This window comes from Serratia sp. GW822-FHT06D09, from assembly GCF_058799515.1.
The window spans coordinates 133,681-152,047 of the sequence record NZ_JBXALO010000004.1 but is presented as its reverse complement, the minus strand read 5'-3'; the positions used below and the strand labels follow the sequence as shown (position 1 = coordinate 152,047).

The 18,367-nt window shown below is 55.9% G+C and carries 11 protein-coding genes; 2 read left to right on the top strand and 9 right to left on the bottom strand.

Going from position 1 to position 18,367, the window contains the following annotated elements; genetic code table 11:
- Nucleotides 1-143: 143 nt before the first annotated feature.
- Genes aaeB through aaeX form a run of 3 tightly spaced genes read right to left on the bottom strand, consistent with a single transcriptional unit; the run spans nucleotide 144 to nucleotide 3,257 of the window.
- Nucleotides 144-2,111, bottom strand: a complete 1,968-nt coding sequence (gene aaeB, locus AC1RKG_RS11640; protein WP_020831904.1) for a p-hydroxybenzoic acid efflux pump subunit AaeB — start codon at nucleotides 2,109-2,111, stop codon at nucleotides 144-146.
- Nucleotides 2,111-3,046: a p-hydroxybenzoic acid efflux pump subunit AaeA gene (aaeA, locus tag AC1RKG_RS11635; protein WP_020831905.1), complete on the bottom strand. Its 936-nt coding sequence runs from the start codon at nucleotides 3,044-3,046 to the stop codon at nucleotides 2,111-2,113. The genes aaeB and aaeA overlap by 1 nt, the downstream gene beginning before the upstream one ends.
- A gap of 7 nt (nucleotides 3,047-3,053) precedes the next feature.
- Entirely contained in the window at nucleotides 3,054-3,257 is a 204-nt protein-coding gene (gene aaeX, locus AC1RKG_RS11630; RefSeq protein ID WP_004936952.1) for a p-hydroxybenzoic acid efflux pump operon protein AaeX, read from the bottom strand.
- Between the two features lie 440 nt (nucleotides 3,258-3,697).
- Between aaeX and aaeR the strand changes: the two genes are divergently transcribed.
- Complete coding sequence (aaeR, locus tag AC1RKG_RS11625; RefSeq protein ID WP_041415021.1) at nucleotides 3,698-4,609, top strand: HTH-type transcriptional activator AaeR; 912 nt, start codon at nucleotides 3,698-3,700, stop codon at nucleotides 4,607-4,609.
- Here the strand turns inward: aaeR and AC1RKG_RS11620 are convergent.
- Nucleotides 4,572-4,949 (bottom strand): hypothetical protein, encoded by a 378-nt coding sequence (locus AC1RKG_RS11620; protein ID WP_128864525.1) that lies wholly within the window; start codon nucleotides 4,947-4,949, stop codon nucleotides 4,572-4,574. The two genes, aaeR and AC1RKG_RS11620, sit on opposite strands and share 38 nt — an antisense overlap.
- Complete coding sequence (locus AC1RKG_RS11615) at nucleotides 4,946-5,227, bottom strand: zinc ribbon domain-containing protein (protein WP_230090396.1); 282 nt, start codon at nucleotides 5,225-5,227, stop codon at nucleotides 4,946-4,948. Before AC1RKG_RS11615 ends, AC1RKG_RS11620 begins: the two co-directional genes overlap by 4 nt.
- 214 nt (nucleotides 5,228-5,441) lie before the next feature.
- Between AC1RKG_RS11615 and uriH the strand changes: the two genes are divergently transcribed.
- Nucleotides 5,442-6,386, top strand: a complete 945-nt coding sequence (gene uriH / locus AC1RKG_RS11610; RefSeq protein WP_493183083.1) for a uridine-preferring nucleoside hydrolase UriH — start codon at nucleotides 5,442-5,444, stop codon at nucleotides 6,384-6,386.
- Nucleotides 6,387-6,530: 144 nt separating this feature from the next.
- Here the strand turns inward: uriH and AC1RKG_RS11605 are convergent, their stop codons facing one another.
- From AC1RKG_RS11605 to AC1RKG_RS11590, 4 genes are all read right to left on the bottom strand, one after another.
- Nucleotides 6,531-6,878 (bottom strand): immunity 8 family protein, encoded by a 348-nt coding sequence (locus tag AC1RKG_RS11605; RefSeq protein ID WP_217331608.1) that lies wholly within the window; start codon nucleotides 6,876-6,878, stop codon nucleotides 6,531-6,533.
- Nucleotides 6,875-8,383 (bottom strand): VENN motif pre-toxin domain-containing protein, encoded by a 1,509-nt coding sequence (locus tag AC1RKG_RS11600; protein ID WP_493183080.1) that lies wholly within the window; start codon nucleotides 8,381-8,383, stop codon nucleotides 6,875-6,877. Before AC1RKG_RS11600 ends, AC1RKG_RS11605 begins: the two co-directional genes overlap by 4 nt.
- Before the next feature lie 217 nt (nucleotides 8,384-8,600).
- Nucleotides 8,601-8,966, bottom strand: coding sequence for a hypothetical protein (locus tag AC1RKG_RS11595; protein ID WP_493183078.1), 366 nt, complete (start codon nucleotides 8,964-8,966; stop codon nucleotides 8,601-8,603).
- The gene (locus tag AC1RKG_RS11590) at nucleotides 8,963-18,361 is read right to left on the bottom strand and encodes a two-partner secretion domain-containing protein (RefSeq protein ID WP_493183076.1); all 9,399 of its coding nucleotides are present in this window, start codon (nucleotides 18,359-18,361) and stop codon (nucleotides 8,963-8,965) included. Before AC1RKG_RS11590 ends, AC1RKG_RS11595 begins: the two co-directional genes overlap by 4 nt.
- Nucleotides 18,362-18,367 lie beyond the last annotated feature (6 nt).

Sequence of the window (18,367 nt, the reverse complement as noted above, 5' to 3'; positions counted from 1 at the left end):
TTCACTTCAGGGAAACCACGCCCCACAACCTGCAACACCCATTCAAGCTAATCATGCCATTGTGCAGCGCGTCTGGCACTCAGTGCAACTCTGAAACAGGCCTCTATCAGGCAAGTATAGCCCCGGCAGGGGCGTTTGGCGTATCAGTCGATCAACGCGTGGCGGTAGCGATGCAGCATGCCGGCCAGGCGTTTTACCGGATCGGTAACGCTGAGCGGTGCGTGATAATCCACCAGCTTTTGCTGATAGTCATTCATTTCGTCCAGCAGCCGATCGTAATAGTAAGCGCGCTTCACGTCGTTCTTGGCCGAAACCACATGATCGGCAGTGTTGCGAATCTGCTTGTGGAACGCCGAAAGTTCCTCGCTAACCGGGATCTCCGCCCGCTGCATGCGCTGATGAGCAATGATCAGATTCAGCGCCAGCCGGTATTTGGCAATGTCGTTCGGGAACATCATCAGCAGTTGGTTAAGCTGCTGATACAGCGCCGGCAGATGGTTTTGCCGACGGCGCGACGCCTTGGTGGTCAGTGCCGATACTGCGCTGCTGACAAACTGGTTCAGCAGCGTGCGGCCGGTGCGTTCACGTGAATTATCGCGGATCAGCAACAGCACCATCAACCCCACGCAGCTACCGAGGAACTGGCCAAGCGCACCGTCGAGAAACTGAGTGACGTTGAATTCCATCGGGTTACTCAACACCAAAATGTTGATGGTCCCCGCCAGCAAGCCGAGCGAACCCAGCCGCCTTTTCTGCACTTCGATACCGATGAAAAACGCCAGCAGCCCGAGGCTGAGGCACAGCAGCAAAATGCTTTGCTGGGTCGCCGGCAGGATCACCATAAAGAACAGCGAACCGACCGGGATTGCCGCCAGCATGCCCAGCACAAAATCCATTGCGACCATACGTGGCGCGGGGGTACGCATCGCCAGCGAGGTGATCACCGCAATGATCACCATAAAACCGCTGCCGGAGGTCCAACCGGTCCACAGCCACAACAGGCTGCCGAAGGTCGTCGCCACAAAGGTACGCAGACCGTTGATCATCGCGTGATGGCCTTCCGCCGACGTCGGTTTGATCACCACCTCACTGCTCAGCACACTTTCTTCCACCGCACTGATGCTGCTGTTGGTGTGTACGCCTTTAGCCAATAACAGATAACGCGTGGCCGCCCCGACCCAACTGCTGATGGTCAGCAAGGTTTCGTCGGTGCGGTTGGTGGTCAGCACCTGGCGCAACAGCTTCATGCGCTTGTGAATTTCCTGCGGGGTATCCGCCGGCACCATCAGCAGTTCGCGAATATTCTCTTTCACCGCATCCGGATGATTCAGTAGGATTAAATACGTCTCGCAGGCCTGGGTAATCAGCGTCAGCGACAGCGTATGCAACGCCTGAACACGACGGTTCACCTTTTGCCAGCGTGAAGACTCCATCATCAGGTTGCTGCGCATGCCGTTCAGCGCAGTGGTGCTTTTCACCAGGTTGCTCCAGGCGCGGTCAATGTCTTCTTTCTCGGCATCGCTGATGCACATCTGCATCAAGCGGTACTGATCCACCAACAGTTGATCCACCGCGCGATCGATATCCTGCTTGATCGATCGCGGCGAGAACAACAGATCCGCCAGCACTGCGCTGACGATCCCCAGCACGATCTCGCTGCAGCGCTCAATGGCGAACTGCGGCGCTTCCAGCAGGTGGGATTCGCTGGTGGCGACCGTCACGATAATGATCAGCGCGGTATAACCGGCCAACCCCCAGGCGTAAGAATTCTCGACTTTAATCAGCGAGGACAACCAGGTACAAAAACCGGCCCAGATACAGCACAACAACAGCATCACAACGGGCGCACGCGCCGTAGTGACGATAATCGCCAGACCGACGAAACACCCGATAAAGGTACCGATGATACGCAGCCAGCCGCGGTGGCGGATAGCGCCGGAGAAGGGTTCGCCACCGGCGGCAAAGGCCGGGCCGGCGGCCACGATGGCGGCGGTCATCGCCGACCAACGTGGCGTTTCCAGATTGAGGTGGAAGCCGACAAACAGGGCAAACACAATGGCAAAGCTGAGCTTGAAGGCAAATCTCAGCCTGATAAAGGTTGGGTTATTCATTAACCGAACTCACGCAGCCGATGCATCAAACGCACAAAAGGCGAGCCGCTGTCGGTAGCGCGATCGTTCTTGCCGGTGATCACCACGGTAGCCGTGGTACCTGCCGGGTACGGATGCAATTGGTCTTTGTCATCCAGCAGAATTTTCACCGGCACGCGCTGTGCCAGGCGCACCCACTCCAGGTTGCTGTCGATCGACGCCAGCCCTTTGCTGTTCACGGTGCTGCTGCTGTTATTGACGGCGGCAGCCACGCTGTCGACGGTGCCATGCATGATACGGTTACTGCCCAACGGGGTAATTTCCGCACGATCGCCTTTGTTCAGACCATGCAGCTTGGTTTCTTCCAGATAGGCCAAAATATAGAAACTGTTTTTCTTCACCAGCGCCACAGCGACTGAACCGCGGGTAATGTACTCACCGGCATGCACGTTCAGGTTTGTGATCCAGCCATCGGCCGGTGCGCGCACAGTGGTACGTTCCAGATCCAGCTTCGCCAGTTCACGCGTCGCTACAGCCTTCGCCAACTGATGTTCTACGGTTTGCAGAACGTTATTCGCCTGGTCTATTTCTTCCTGCGACATCGCCTGCACGCCCAAGCGAACACGACGGCCCGCCTCCCTTCTTTTTTCCGCTGCCAAGGTCTGGTAGTAGGCCACGTCGGCGTTAGCTTCCGCCAGGGCCTGCTGGTAGCGCGGCTGGTCGATCACCAACAGCACCTGCCCTTTCTTGACCAACTGGTTATCCACCAGCGGCACGTCGGTCAGCAGCCCGGTAACGTCCGGCGCTATCGCCACCACGTCGGCAGTAAACTTGGCATCACGCGTCCAGGGGGACTCGGTGTAAAACACCCAGGCTTTGAATACGGCGACGATCCCCAGCAGGACCAGAATCAGAGTGATCGCGATTCGGGTTATTTTTATTGAAAAATTTTTCACAGCGACCTCAAACGAAAAGACATGAAATCAGATAGAACAAACAGCAGTACAGCGCGGTATTGAACAGCGCTGGATGCCAGACAAAATCGTAGATCCCGGTAGGCTGCAGCAGACGGCGCAGCAAGAAAAACAGCGCCAGAGAGACCAGCAATTCAAAAAATACCGGGGGGAACGACAGTCCGAAAATGACCATAACCGGAAGCAAACTCATCAATTTTTCCTTATTACTCACTGCACCGGGCGTAACCCTTTATACCCGTCATCTTTCAAGTTGCAGCGCTGTTATCTGCACTCGCTCACCCCAGTTACTTACTTAAGTAAGCGCCTGGGGTGAGCGAGCTGGTCGCCTAGCTGCAACTTGAAAGCTATAGGGTATATTTCATTCACATTCTCTTTACATTTTAGCCGACACGCACCACAAATTCCGCCCCAGACAGGTTGTCCAGGCCACGAACCTGAAAAAAAGGTAAACTCTGGAACGTACATCCGCGATAGGGAATGCGAGGATACCGGAGGGATCGGCCACGACGTCGGCGCCGATCGCACTCGCGCGTTGATAAGGTCTTTCCACCCGACCCCGTTATATTAGCGTGCTTACTATCAACTCATCAACAATCTGTGATCTAAATCACTTTTAAGCCAGAGTGAATAATGGAACGATTAAAACGGATGTCGGTATTCGCCAAAGTGGTTGAATGCGGGTCATTTACTGCGGCGGCGCGCCAACTCGATATGAGCGTTTCGTCTATCAGCCAGACCGTCTCCAAACTGGAGAATGAGCTGCAGGTTAAACTGCTTAACCGCAGCACCCGCAGCATTGGCCTGACGGAAGCCGGAAAAATCTATTACCAGGGTTGTCGTCGCATGTTGTTGGAAGTGAGCGAGGTGCACGAACAGCTGTACGCGTTTAACAATACCCCGACCGGCACGCTGCGCATTGGCAGCTCGTCCACCATGGCGCAAAACGTGCTGGCGACCATGACTGCCGATATGTTGAAGGAATATCCTGGCCTGACGGTGAACCTGGTGACCGGTATTCCGGCGCCGGACCTGATTGCTGACGGGCTGGACGTGGTGATCCGTACCGGTGCGCTTCAGGACTCCAGCCTGTTCTCCAAACGTCTGGGATCCATGCCGATGGTGGTCTGCGCCGCCAAAAGCTATCTCAGCCAGCACGGTACGCCGCAGAAGCCCAGCGACATGGTCAACTTTTCCTGGCTGGAATACAGCGTGCGGCCGGATAGCGAATTCGAACTGATCGCCCCCGAAGGCATCAGCACGCGTATTGCGCCGCAGGGACGTTTTATCACCAATGATTCACAGACCATGATCCGCTGGCTGAAAGCCGGAGCCGGCATCGCCTATGCGCCGCTGATGTGGGTGATCGAAGAGATCAAACGTGGTGAGATCGAGATCCTGTTTAAAAGCTATCATGCGGATCCTCGCCCGGTGTACGCGGTGTACACCGAGAAAGATAAGCTGCCGCTGAAGGTGCAGGTGTGCATCAACTACCTGAGCGATTACTTCAAGCGCGTGGCGGAAGTTTATCAGGAGTATCGCTGAGCAAAATACGGCGTGCCAACGCGCCAAGCAACAACAAGGCCAGCATGCCCAGCCCCCAAACCAGCCAGACAAGATACCCAGCCCAGGTGATCAACTGCGGGAAATAACTCGTCAGCCAATCCCCCAGTTGCTGCAACAACGGTAACCAGCTTTCCAACAGCGCCTGCGGCACCAGGCTAAGCAACCCCGCCAACGGGGGCGCCAGCTCCGCAGAACCCCTTTGTGCCAGCCCCGTCAACGACGGCAGCCAGGCCAACACGCCGGAAGCTCCCCAGGCCAGCAGCGTCCATAACGTCATGGCCGCCAACAGGACGACCAGACTCCATCCTGATTTGGTCATGGTTGCCCTCCGCTGACCGCCGTACCACACTGCTGGCAGAAACGGCTCCCCGGCGGCAGCGGCGCCGAACACCCGCGGCAGGACGCTGACTCCGTTTCGAAAGGTTGGCCGCAGCGGTGGCAGTAACGGGCACCGGGCCGGTTAGGCGCCTGACATTGCAGGCACTGCGGGCCCTGATCGCCATGCTGGTTATAACGGTTACCATGGTGTCCGCCCCCGTGCCGCGAACGTGAGTGGCCACCACCAAAGCCACCTTGTCCCAAAAGCTTTTTCAACATGCTCATCGCTCTTCACCTCTCTGCTGTACGCCAGGACTCAATGTAAACCCTGGAGTAAACTCCAGGGTAAAGCGCTGCGAGAAGGATTTACGTTTAATTACATCCTAAGATCAGCAACGCTTTGATGTGGCTAGCAAAAAGCATCATCTGTCATTACCTGGCCTGCTGCCGGTGCGCTATGCTGCGGAGACCTCTCCCTGCATCAGGAATAAAAATGAAAAAAATCATACTGGACTGCGATCCGGGGCATGACGATGCTATCGCCATGCTGCTGGCCTGGGGCAATCCGCAGATCGAGCTGCTGGCCGTCACCACCGTGGTGGGCAACCAAACGCTGGATAAGGTGACCCGCAACGCGCTGGCTGTTGCACGTATCGCCAATATCACCGGCGTGCCCTTCGCCGCCGGCTGCCCACGGCCGCTGGTGCGGCAAATCGAGGTTGCGCCCGATATTCACGGCGAGTCCGGCCTGGACGGCCCGGTTTTACCTGAGCCAACGCTGACGCTGGAAACGCGACACGCGGTAGATTTGATTATCGACACCATCATGGCCCATCCGCCAGGCAGCGTGACGCTGGTCCCCACCGGCGGCCTGACCAATATCGCCATGGCAGTTCGTAAAGAACCACGGATTGCCGAACGGGTGAAGGAAGTGGTGCTGATGGGGGGTGGCTACCACGTGGGGAACTGGAGCGCGGTAGCGGAATTCAATATCAAGATTGATCCGGAAGCCGCGCACATCGTTTTTAATGAGAAATGGCCGCTGACCATGGTCGGGCTGGATCTGACCCATCAGGCGCTCGCCACCCCAGAGGTGTGTGCACGCATTGCCGCCATCCACACCGGACCAGCCAGGTTTGTCGGCGAATTGCTCGAGTTCTTTGGCAAAATGTACCAGCAGGCGCAGGGGTTCAGTGCACCGCCGGTGCACGATCCCTGTGCGGTGGCCTACGTTATTGCCCCCGATGTGATGACGGTGCGAAAAGTCCCGGTAGATATCGAACTCACCGGCACCCTGACACTGGGCATGACGGTAGCCGATTTCCGCACAGCACCACCGCCCGACTGCCATACGCAGGTAGCAGTAGCGCTGGATCAGGATAAATTCTGGGGTTTGGTGGTGGATGCTCTAGAGAGGATTGGGGACGTGAAGATTTAATGAACGGTTAACGAGCCGGACATTACCGATGCCGAACAACTGGAGCTCACCGCCGCAGCCGGTGTTATTCGGTTGCAGCGGCGGGAGGACGAAGTTTTTAGGGTATCGATGTAAAAATCCCGGCCAGTTGGCCGGGATTGTCGTTTAAGGTTGGTAATCTTCATATTCCCAAGCAAAGACGCGAGAGAGCTTTTGCGCTATCTCCATCCAGTCTTTGCCGTCGCACTGATCGATATAATCTGTAATGGTCTTGGTGATCTCATCAAGATCATACTTGCGAACCAATAGGGTATGACGCATCAGCTCAGGCACCCAATGATGTTTACAGAGCCATTCAGGGGTGCATATTCTTAATCGGAAGAGGTCGGCTTCCTCCTCACCATAAGTACCTATCGATAATTCTATCCATAAGGAGAAATTATCGTATTCAGGAGGCTGATAATCTTCCAATAATAAGTGATCAGACCATAGGGCTTTTAGATCGGCTTTCATTTGGTCACATTAAGATGACCATTACTGATCATCGCTCCTGATTTATCAAACTGCTGGAAGTTGGCCTGGACACCAGTAGTGGCAAACTGGCTTTTCTTAGCAGTCGGTGGTCGATATAAACGAGTACTATCAGCACTAATCCAACAACCTGGACATTTCGCTTGATTATCAACTAGTCTCCCACCATCACCAACCCAGATTTTACCTAACCTGTCCGCTTCAGATACGGATCCCACCCCAACAGAGAAGTTAGGGTTTGTTGTACCGCTACCTTTAACAGCTTCTGCTAGCCTCGGATCCTGCTTCGCAATATTATTCAGGTTTTGCTGTAACAGTTCATCTTTCAACTTAGGATAGGTTGCGATGTTTTCCGCACCAGAACTCGTTGATGTTCCCTTTCCTAAGCTTCCATTCTTAGCAGCATTAGCCGCCGCAGCTTTCGCTGCCGTTGCCTCTGCCGCTGTCTTACCAATACCTACCGCACCGCCAGCGCCAACACCGCCCGGTACGATAGCTTCCGACATCTGGATACCGGCATTATTCAGGCACAGCACCACATTACCCGCACAAGCCTGTATCGCTGCTTTCGCTGCCGCTGCTATTTCAGGCGTGGCCGCTGCCAGTAAACCACCACCAAGACCCGCCGGAAGCGCCACCATCAGCGCATCGTTCATCGCCAGCCCTTTCTGGCAGGACGCTGAGCTTGGGTCAGTGCTGCAAGACGCGATATTCTTGCCGTGCTCCTGCACGAACTTGGTTTGAGTTTCCTCATTCCCGCCCAGCAAGTTATTCTCCACCGCATTCTTACCGGCCTGCGAAGCCGCTACCGCCCCTGCCGTACTGTCTGAAGCTATCCCCCCTGCCAGTCCTGCGGCCAACTGGCTCAAAGCACTGACCTCCTGCTTCTCACCTTCTGTCAGACTGTTTATGTCACGGCCCGGGAACCTTATCTCTGTTATCACCCGCGCGGCCAGCTCGCCACCGCCCGCACCCACCGCACCGGCTACCGCAGACTGGTTGTTCAGTTGCGCAGTTATCGCCCCCAATAACGCATGCGCCATTGCGTTCGCTGCCACGTTATTTTCACCGACCCGCGCCTTGATTTCTTTCGCCAGATACGGTGCCGCTCCGCTCGCCAAGGCTCCAGCCAGATTGTTCCCCGCCAACGCCTGCAGCGCGCCCGTTACCGCCTGCGCGGCCCGTTGCATATCGCTGCCGGTGCCGTATTTCTGCATCTCGGCCTGATATTCCGGCGTTTTACGCAACGCTGTCGCATCCAGCCCCGGATGCTTGTCCTTTGCCTTCTGCAAGCCATTGATATCACCCTGGGTGCGGACAATATCCATCGTTTGCCCGGCGATTTCGCCGAGCAGCTGCGCCTGCTTCAGCCGGTTCTGCTCTTTCTCCTTGTCGAAGATCGGCCCGATACTGCCATTGGCGTTATCCGTATCGCGGCTCAACGCATTCACATCTTGCTGCTGGTTGGCCCCATCGCGAATAACCACGCTACCGCCCGACACCGCAGCCTTGGTCGTGCCTTCTGCATGCCTTTTAGAACGGCAATCTGATTATCGACGATAACTGGCTCTCCGAGTACGGCATCACCAACCCGAAACCTCTGAAGATCACCGCCGCACCCGGTGTGATCCTGTTACGGCGGCGGGAGGTGGGAGGATTTGGGGCATAGATGTAAAAATCCCGGCCAGATGGCCGGGATTCGTTTTATTTAATAGGATAGTTGTAATGCTCTGGGATTTTATAATCTTCCGGGAAAGGTATCCCATTAGGAAGTTTGAAAAATCTGTCAATATCCTCAGTAGTTTGATAAAAAACTCCATATATCCCAGATAAAAAAGTTGATATACGTAGCAAGGCTGCTTGCATTGCTAATTCATCGTTATTTTCTTTTGCATTAAAAAATAACTCGATTGTTAAGTTAAGATTTTCTATGCTGCTTTGAATGCTATCAACGATTGAATAATCTTTTTCCAAATAAAGATTATCCATATCAAGCTCTTTTCCCGTTTTCTGCTTTAATAGCTCCAAGTAAGCATCTTTAAACTTATCTAACATACTGATATCAATCATTTTGGCAACCTTCGACCTTCAGCTTTGGCAGCTTTAGTTTTTGCGTCATTAAATGAACCATCAAGATTAAGGACCGCCCTCACTTTTGTTCCTGTACTATCAAAGACCTCTATATGGTCCTTATGTTTAGCATCTAAATAAAACTGATCACCTTTCTGAATATAATCACCTACGGGCTTATTTGCCTGATAGACACTTTGCCCCTGATATTGCTTACTGGTTTTTTTGGATAGTTCTTTGATTTCACTACCAAAGCCTGGTTGCTTAAGGAATTCACTCATATTCCCTACTGCTCCGGCATTAGGCGTATGCGGTACTTTCTTACCTGGCAGGATAATTCCAGCAACCAACCCACCCGTCGCTTCCAGCGCTGCCTGATTCCCTTCAGATGCCTGAACTAACGTGTCTTTCACCGCTGACCAGGTTTCACTCTTCATCAGCGCTGTAACACTGTCAGCCACTGTCTGATTTTTCCCTGACAGGTCGCTCAGTGCCTTATTACAGTAACTGTCTCCGGCAGCGCATGCCGCCAAGGCCATTGCTGCATCCGCAGCGTAATCCGCTCCACCTAATGCTGCATCGCCAGTATCCGCAAGCGCGTTAATGATGCCATTCGCAATCGAAGACGTTGTTCCCTCACCAAGTTTATCCCTAACCTGATTTTTCAGAGATTCAGCAGCCTGTTTCACAGACTCCCGCGCTTTGTCACCACTGAGCGAGTTATTCTCCACCGCATTCTTACCGGCCTGCGAAGCCGCTACCGCCCCTGCCGTACTGTCTGAAGCTAGCCCCCCTGCCAGCCCTGCGGCCAACTGGCTCAAAGCACTCACCTCCTGCTTCTCACCTTCTGTCAGACTGCTTATGTCACGGCCCGGGAACCTTATCTCTGCTATCACCCGCGCGGCCAGCTCGCCACCGCCCGCACCCACTGCACCGGCTACCGCAGACTGGTTGTTCAGTTGCGCAGTTATCGCCCCCAATAACGCATGCGCCATTGCGTTCGCTGCCACGTTATTTTCACCGACCCGCGCCTTGATTTCTCTCGCCAGATACGGTGCCGCTCCGCTCGCCAAAGCGCCGGCCAGATTGTTCCCCGCCAACGCCTGCAGCGCGCCCGTTACCGCCTGTGCGGCCCGTTGCATATCGCTGCCGGTGCCGTATTTCTGCATCTCGGCCTGATATTCCGGCGTTTTACGCAACGCTGTCGCATCCAGCCCCGGATGCTTGTCCTTTGCCTTCTGCAAGCCATTGATATCACCCTGGGTGCGGACAATATCCATCGTTTGCCCGGCGATTTCGCCGATCAGCTGCGCCTGCTTCAGCCGGTTCTGCTCTTTCTCCTTGTCGAAGATCGGCCCGATACTGCCATTGGCGTTATCCGTATCCCGGCTCAACGCATTCACATCTTGCTGCTGATTGGCCCGATCGCGAATAACCACGCTACCGCCCGACACCGCAGCCTTGGTCGTGCCTTCTGCATGCCCTCTATTGCCCGCGCCGGAAAGGGCCGCGCCCGCCAGATTGGTCAGCAGATCTGACCCCACCGGGCCGCCGCTGCTGATGCTGCCCCCTTGATGCTCGGCCTTGAAATCCGCCTGATTATGGATATCACTGAAGCCCAGGGTGCCGGTATCAAGACGGTTTTTCTCTGGCGCGGCAGTACTGGCGATGACCGCACCGTCCAACTGCGTATGCTGGTTAACCTTAATATCATAGCCGCCCTTGCCGGCAAATATACCGGTTTGCTCCTGCACGCTGTTATAATTGCTGTGCAATTTGTCATGGCTCATACTCAGACTCCCCGAGCCGCCAGCACCGATGATAGCCACACTGACACCACCACTGACGCTGCTTTGTTTGGCGTCATAGTTGTCGCTATCCTGCTGGCTTTGCATTATCAGGTTACCGCCGGTATCCACCTCCACCCTTTCGCCACTGATTTGTGCCCCTGACAAAAGAGTATTCCGGGTACTGCGCAGTGACAGCACGCCAACGGTGTCTATCTTCGCCTGAGTCCAAAACGTTCCATCACCATGCTCACTGCCCTGGCTTTTGTTGGCATTGGCGAAGACGCTCAATCCCGTCTGTTTTCCCACGCCAATGCTGACGCCGATATTGCCGCCGCTGCTCTTGTTACTTCCTTCGGTCTTCTGAGTATTGGCTGCGCCCAACAGCAAGATGTCACGCTCGGCGACCACGGTGGTGTTGCCCGCCACTTTAAACTGACTGCCGACAACGACAATGTCACCGCTGTCAGCAGTATTGCCCTTGCCGGTTGCAGTCACCTGCATATTATTACCGGCACTGAATGTTGAACCGGCGATGCTCGTTTGTTCCTGATGCTGTTTCGACGACGATTTCTGGCCGCCAAGAGAAATACTGATCCCCACCATACTGCCTTCTTCAGTATCGGTATCGCCGACTTTTGCCAGTCGACCCGCCTGAGCGGCCTGCACGCCGAATAATGCCGCTTTGACCCCCTGCAAGGCAGCCAGTCGACCATCGGTCTCCTGCTTTGCCTGTTGGGCCGTTGTCACCGCACTATTAATCGCACTGCCCACCGTACCGGACAGCGCCAGACTCAGGCCACTCTGTTTCTGTTCGAAGGCTTCGTCACGACGACGAATATCCTTACCCGGGTCGATATGGACGCTATCCCCCGTCACCGACAGATTCTTATCCGCAATCACATCTGCGCCACTGATATGCACCTTGCCGCGCGCTTCGATATCCACGCTGCCGCCGGTCGAACCTATGGTGCTGACGCTCTGGCTTTGGGTAGTACCATCTTCGTTCAATTGATGACGAGAAGATTTACTGCCGATGGTCACGCCGATGCCGCCACCGCTGAACACGCCGCTGGTTTTTTTCTCGTTCAGCCGGTAAAGGGATTGCTCCTCGGTGGCGGCAAAAATATCGATGGTATTATCGGCCTTTAATGTGACCTGGCCGTCACCCACTATCGTCGAACCCCGTACTGTCAGGTCGTTACCGGCGTTGAGTAAAGCGTTGTCGCCACTTAGTACCGCTCCTTTCTCATGGGTCGCGTAGTCCTCCTCCACCGTATGGGTGGTGGTTTTGGACATAAACCCTTTCTTGACCTTAGTCTCTTCGAAGAAGCTGTAGTCACTTTCAGTTACGCTGTCCACCACGATATTACGGTCGGCGTTAACCACCAAATCTCCACTTACCTGTGCCTGAGTACCCTCGAAGATGGCATCCTGGCCAGCATCAACGCGCAAACTGCCGCCGGCGATTTCGGTGACCTGTTGGCGTATGGACTCCTTCACCCGCAGCTGGCCGCCGCCGTGGCTTGCCTGATACTCCCGGTTTTCCACGCTGTTAAGATTTACGTCTCGCTTGCCACTCAGAAGGATGTCGCCGTCACCCACCAACACCGCCGCCTGCGAGTTCAAATCATGCTCGGCATGTAGCGTCATATTCCCACTACTGGTGATGATGCTGCGATCGGCACCGCTGCTGATGCGCTCGCTATTACTGGTTTTATCAATGGATTCCGTGTGATTGACAAGCAGGTTGATATCACCCGTCGCCTGCAGATTCATCGTGCCATCAGAGGCGATCCTCGCGCCGATAACATCGATATTTTTGTCGGCACGCATGATCAACGCATCTTCTGCGCTAATGACAGCAGTATCGCCAACTTCGGTACGCGACAGCGACAACGTCTGGCCGCCCTGAGTCCCTGTGGCATCCCACTGGCGAGCCTGAGTTTTATTGATAATGCTGCCATCCAGACTTTCAATCACGACCCGTTTGCCGCTGATGGTCGAGCCGATATTGCTGATATCGCCAATGGCGCTGAGCTGCAAATTGCCGTCGGCGTCGAACAGCCCCTGGTTAAGGTTGCTGATACCCGTTTTACTATTAACGTTGAGCCGTTCACCACCTTGTAGCGAGCTGCCGTCATTACGAAGACTGCCGCCGTTCAGGTTAACGATATTGCCGGTGATCACGCTGCCATTGAGCTGGGCTGCGTCACCTTTGGCCAAATAGAGTTTTGGCGCCAACACCGTCTGGCCGTTAATCGTTACCTTCTCCCACCAGACGATGCTTTTATCCAACTGCGCAACCTGGGCCGGCGTCAGGCTAACGCCAAACTGCAAATTCAGGCCGCTCTGCGCTTGTGCGGCGTTGTCGATCAACTGCTGCATCTGCGCCAAATCGGAGCCGATACCGTTGAGATAGCGCTTGCCGGTCTGGCTGAGCATGGCGTTGCTGATATAGCGGGTATCGAACGCCGCATCCCCCAGGAACCGATAGTCGTAGTCCGGATTAAGTCGCAGCCGATCGAGGAAGTAGGCCGAACCGATAAACTGTTTTTCATCGGTAAAACGGCGGTCGTTTTCACGCGGAGCGGCACCCGGCTGTTGGCCCAGCATGGCGTAGAGATCGTTGAACAGGCTGTTATCCAACTGCCCCAGGCCGTCCAGTTTCGGGTTGGTGGTGATCAGGTATGGGCTATTGGGATCCGCGCTGACGACAAAACGGCCGCTATCCCCGCCCGGCAGTGGGTAGTCCGCCAAGGCTACGGCGTTATTACCCAGCGAGCCCAAGGCCGCCTGCAGGTTGTCTTTCCACTCCGCTGAACCGAAGGCAACGCTCTGATCCGCCGCCAGATCCTGCTGTTGAACACCGCTGATAGCCTCCGGCTGCTGCAGGCTGTCCAACGTTGGTCTAGCCAGGGTATGGCTCAGGCTGCCGGCGTTCGGTGTCACCATGCTGTTGCTGATATCGTCGGTAAAATGGACGTTAACGGCACCACCGGCCTGGATCACGCTGCGATAAACAGCGGTGTTTTCGTTCTGGTACTCTGGCTGTCCGGTTAAGCGGTACTGAATGGGGGTATTGACGTTATCACGGATGTAATGGCCGCTCTTTTTGAAGTCAGCCAACGAGCGGTGCTTGTCGAAATCATACTGTGCGATTTCGCCGTCATAACGGTAATTCAGGTATTTATTCTGACTTCCTGCCTGGGTGCTCTCATTATTCAGCGAGCCGCCACTCAGCGAAATATCACCATTGGCCAGCATGTCGCTGGCAATATTGTCAAAACGCGTAATGGTGCCGACAATGTCCTTTCCTGCGGCAATTCGCCCAGCGCCCCCGTTCGCAGTGACGGTTACGCTGGATGATTCAACCAGGATCTTTTTATCAATGGCAGGCGCTTTAGGCGCTAAATAATAGTAATCATCAACGGAACCGTTGCCATGCCCCATGCTGCCGCCGGTGCGCACCGTTTTGATGTAATAACCGAGCTCGCTTTCAGCCAAATCCCCCAGTTTCATATTGACCAGCGTCTGACCATTCCACAGCGGATCTTTCGCCGTCGTCTGCTTTTCGGTGCTCACCGACCAGCCATCACGCTGATTGAGCAAATGCGCGGTGTTGATCTGAATATTGCCATTTTCGGTCTCGATGGTGCCGGAGGTGTTGACGATCTCACTGTTGGCATTGCCGGCCGCGTCTTTTTGCATCCACAGGTTGTTGCCCGCCAGGACGTCGCCACGCTGGTTAGTGATACGTTCCGCCAACAGTTGCACATCGCCACCGCCGTACAACATGCCGGTGTTGAGCAGATGGTTAGCCGCGCTCAGCAGCAAATTGCCGGCGGTACCGATAAACCCGTTATTATTGATGTCGCCACGGCTCAGCAACTGTACCCAGCCACCCGACTGCAGACTGGCGGTGCTGGTTTGCGTGATGCCGGCGGCTTCGATCCGCACGTCGCCGCTTCCGCCGCGCAGGGTACCGGCATGGGTCAGTTGGCCAGCGCTACGCACATCGATGCTCTGGCCCTGGAGGGTACCCAGCAGCACAACATCGCCGTCGCTGCTCAGGGTCAGCTTTTTACCTGCCGCCAAGGTGCCATTCTGGGTGAAGGCTTCCTTTAACGTCAGCGTAATATTGCCCAGCGCCACCAGTTGACCGTACTGATTCAGCAGGCTGCTCACCAATGTCGCATCGCCACCGCTGAACAGCTTGCCGTTCTGGTGGTTATCAATCTGCCGCGCGTTAACGCTCATCTGGCTTGTCGCCAATAGCGTGCCGGTATTATCCAGGCTGCCTGTCTGCAGCGTTAAATTGCCGCCCTGCAGGGTTCCCATATTATTCAGAACATCGAGCGTAAACCGGGTATCGCCGATACCGCTCAATGTGCCGCTGTTATCCAACCGGGTGCCCCTGAACGTCAGGCTATTGGCCTGCAGCCAGCCGAGGTTATTCAGCGAAGGCGCTTGAAGATCCAGTGCGCCGCCGACGATCATTTTGCCTGAGTTGATCAACTGGCGATCCAACCGCAATACGCTGCCACCATCTCCCTGCAGATCCCCAGCGTTGTTTAGCTCTGCCGCCTCTACCCGCAGGGTTCCCAGGCTGCGCATCGTGCCACCAGCCAGGTTATGGAATATGCCGCTCAGCTTGGCCTCCAGATTTTTCTGCCCCTGCAGCCTGCCGGTGTTGGTCAGTTCAGCGGCTTTTAACGTCAACTCGCCCGCCTGTACATGGCCCTGATTGTTCAAGGTCTGCGCCGTCAGATCCATTTTCCCACTGGAGAAGATCTTGCTGCTGGTTTCCGTCTTGAGGCTGTCACTGAGATCCAAATGGATCCCTCCCGTGCCCGCCTGCAACACGCCTTTATGATCCAACTGCTGAGCCGCCAGCCTGATGCTGTCGCCCTGCCATACTCCGTCGTTATCGACGGTCGCCGCCCCTACCGTCAGTTCCCCTTCGCTGAGCAACTTGCCGCTTACTGTGTTGTTCAGATCCTTTTGCAACTGCAACGCCAACTGCCGTAGACCAATCAGATTGCCGCTGTTGTTCACCGTGTTGGCCGTGACGGTGGTCGCCGCACCCTGCGCTTCCCCCTGATTGCTGATGCTGTCGGCCGAAAGCTGTAATGCGCCTTCGCTCAATACCTTGCCGTCGTTTTTCAGCGTGGCAGCCGTCAGTTTCAGTGGCCCCTGGCTCAGCACTTGCCCACTGTTGTGCAACGTCTGTTCAACCGTTGCCGTCAGCCCATTTTCCCCCAGGGTACTGCCAGTGTTGGCCCAACCTTGTACGCCGATATCAATGTTCTGTCCCTGTAACTTACCGGCGTTATTCAACCGTTCCCCCTGCAGCGCCAACGCCCCCCCGGCCAGCACTCGCCCTGCCACGCGGTTTTGCAGATCTTTCGCTGTAATCTCCGCCAGCCCCTTGGCCTGTATCAGCCCACTGTTCTCCACGTCTTGCGCCGTGAGCTTCATGCTGTTTGCCGCGAGGGTGCCGGTATTGTTCAACGTTGGAGCCTTTAACGTCAGCGTATTGTCCGCCACCAGCTTGCCCTGGTTGTCCACCTTTTCACTAAAGCTCAGCTCCACCCCGGAGGCGCCGATCTGCCCACTGTTGACCAAGGTAGTGCCATTCACCGTCAGCCGTTTGCCTGCCAGCAGTTCGCCTTGTTGATCGAGCCGATTTACCTTCAGCGTGAAGCCATTATCGGCCTGCAGATGCCCTCGCTGGCGCAGTGAACCACCGCGCCAGTCAATGTTAAGTGCATTGATTTGGCCGCTGTTATCGGCCGTCGCAGCGGAAAAGTTCAAATCCCCCAAGGTGTTAAACACGCCCGCCAACTTCGCATCCTGCGTAATTTTTAACGCCATGCCCTGTTTGGCCTGGGTGCGGGCGCCTGCGGTGGTCGACAAATTCTGGCTGTCCATCGTCAGGGCGAGTTCGCTGGAAAGCAGCCCACCCAACCGCACGTCATTAGCCTGAATGACAATATCGCTATCACTCAGCAGCGATGAGCCTGCAGCTGTGCTCAGTATGCCGCCGTTGAGGGTGATGCCCTGTTTGCCGCTGGCGCGGCCCGCCAGCAAGAATTCCCCGGCCTGTACGGTTAAGAGGCCATCTGCAGACAGGGAACCTGCCACGTTAAGCTTGTCGCGCACGCGCAGCTCAAGCTGCTGCCTGGCCCCGATGGCCCCCTGGTTATCGACGCTTTTAGCCGTAATCCGCTGAACACCGCCCGCTTGCAACTGCCCCCGGTTATCAAGCCGTTCGCCGATCAGCGTCTGCGTGCCCTGTGCCTGTATCCGCCCGCTGTTGTCCAGGCTCTGTGTCTGAATGTGGCTGTCGCGGTTGGCGGCCAGTTGGCCGCTGCTGCTGAGGTTATTGGCTTGCAGGTGCAGATCGCGCCCGGCGGTCAGAACGCCCTGCCAGTCGCCGTCACCGTTAAGCGTCATATTGATGTCGCCTTCGGCAGTCAGGCTGCTGTCTTTAGCGCTGCTCAGGGTGTCTGCGGTCAGCTGCAGTTTGCCGTCAGTACTGGCTTTGCCCGCCTGCAATTTGCCTGCGGCGGTAAGCTGCATATCGCCTTTGGCGTTCAACGCGGCCTTGTCCAGAGCCAGTTCACCCCGGCTGTTCAGGCTCATCGCCTGGCCAGTCTTATGGTTGCCGCTCAGCGTCATTCCTGCCGCCGTAGCATTCAGGCTCCCCTCTGCCAGCGTATTATTCAGCCGCAGTTGCCCATTGGCATCCAATTGAATATCGCCCTCACGCGCGTTGAGGTTGCCGAGGTTGACCCCAACGCCTTTTTCACTGGAGACCAGGTGGATGCGGTTGGCGTACATGCCACCAAGCGCACCAGTATCAATCGCCACCTTGGGCGCGTCGCCGCTGCCTGCAATCGCCGTGGCCTTGCCGGTAGCATCTACCCGGTTGGCCCCGAGCGTGATGCTGAGGTCCTTGGCGTGCAGTTGCGCGTTAATCTCGGTTGCGCGGGCGATCAAGGCAAATTTTTCGCTCTTGCCGGCGTCCAGCCCTTTACCCTGAATGGTGATTGCCCCCTGGGTGACTTCCAGCGCCTGCAGCTTGCCGTCAGCACCCAGCACCGGCTTGCCGGTCGTCAGCGTCGCGTTGGGGGTATTGATAAAGCCGCAGCCGTCGCAGGTGATGCCATAGGGGTTGGCAACCATCACGCTGGCCTGCTTGCCCGCGACCTCCAGGTAACCGCGCAGCTGTGAGGGGTTCGGTGCCACCACCTCATTGATGATGCCCTGCGCTTCCCCGCCGGCCTGCAGGTTGGGGTTGTTCTGGATCAGCCCGCCAAGCTGGCTCTGATTGAGCTGGCCAGTGGCGTTGTTGAGGATCGTCCCCTCTTTGCCAACGTTGAAATCGTTGTATTTGTTATGCGAAATACCGGCCTGGTTCGGCGTGGCAATATTGATCACCGGCACACCATTGGCGGCCTGATCCACTCGGGTATTGCCTTCGGCTACGTTAATGCCCTCGGCCAGTACAGGCAGCAACGGTTGCCCCGCCAGCAATGTGCACAGGGTATAACTCAGCAGGCGCTGCGTGGTATTAAGGTTTTGATTATCATTATGTTTCATCCTTGA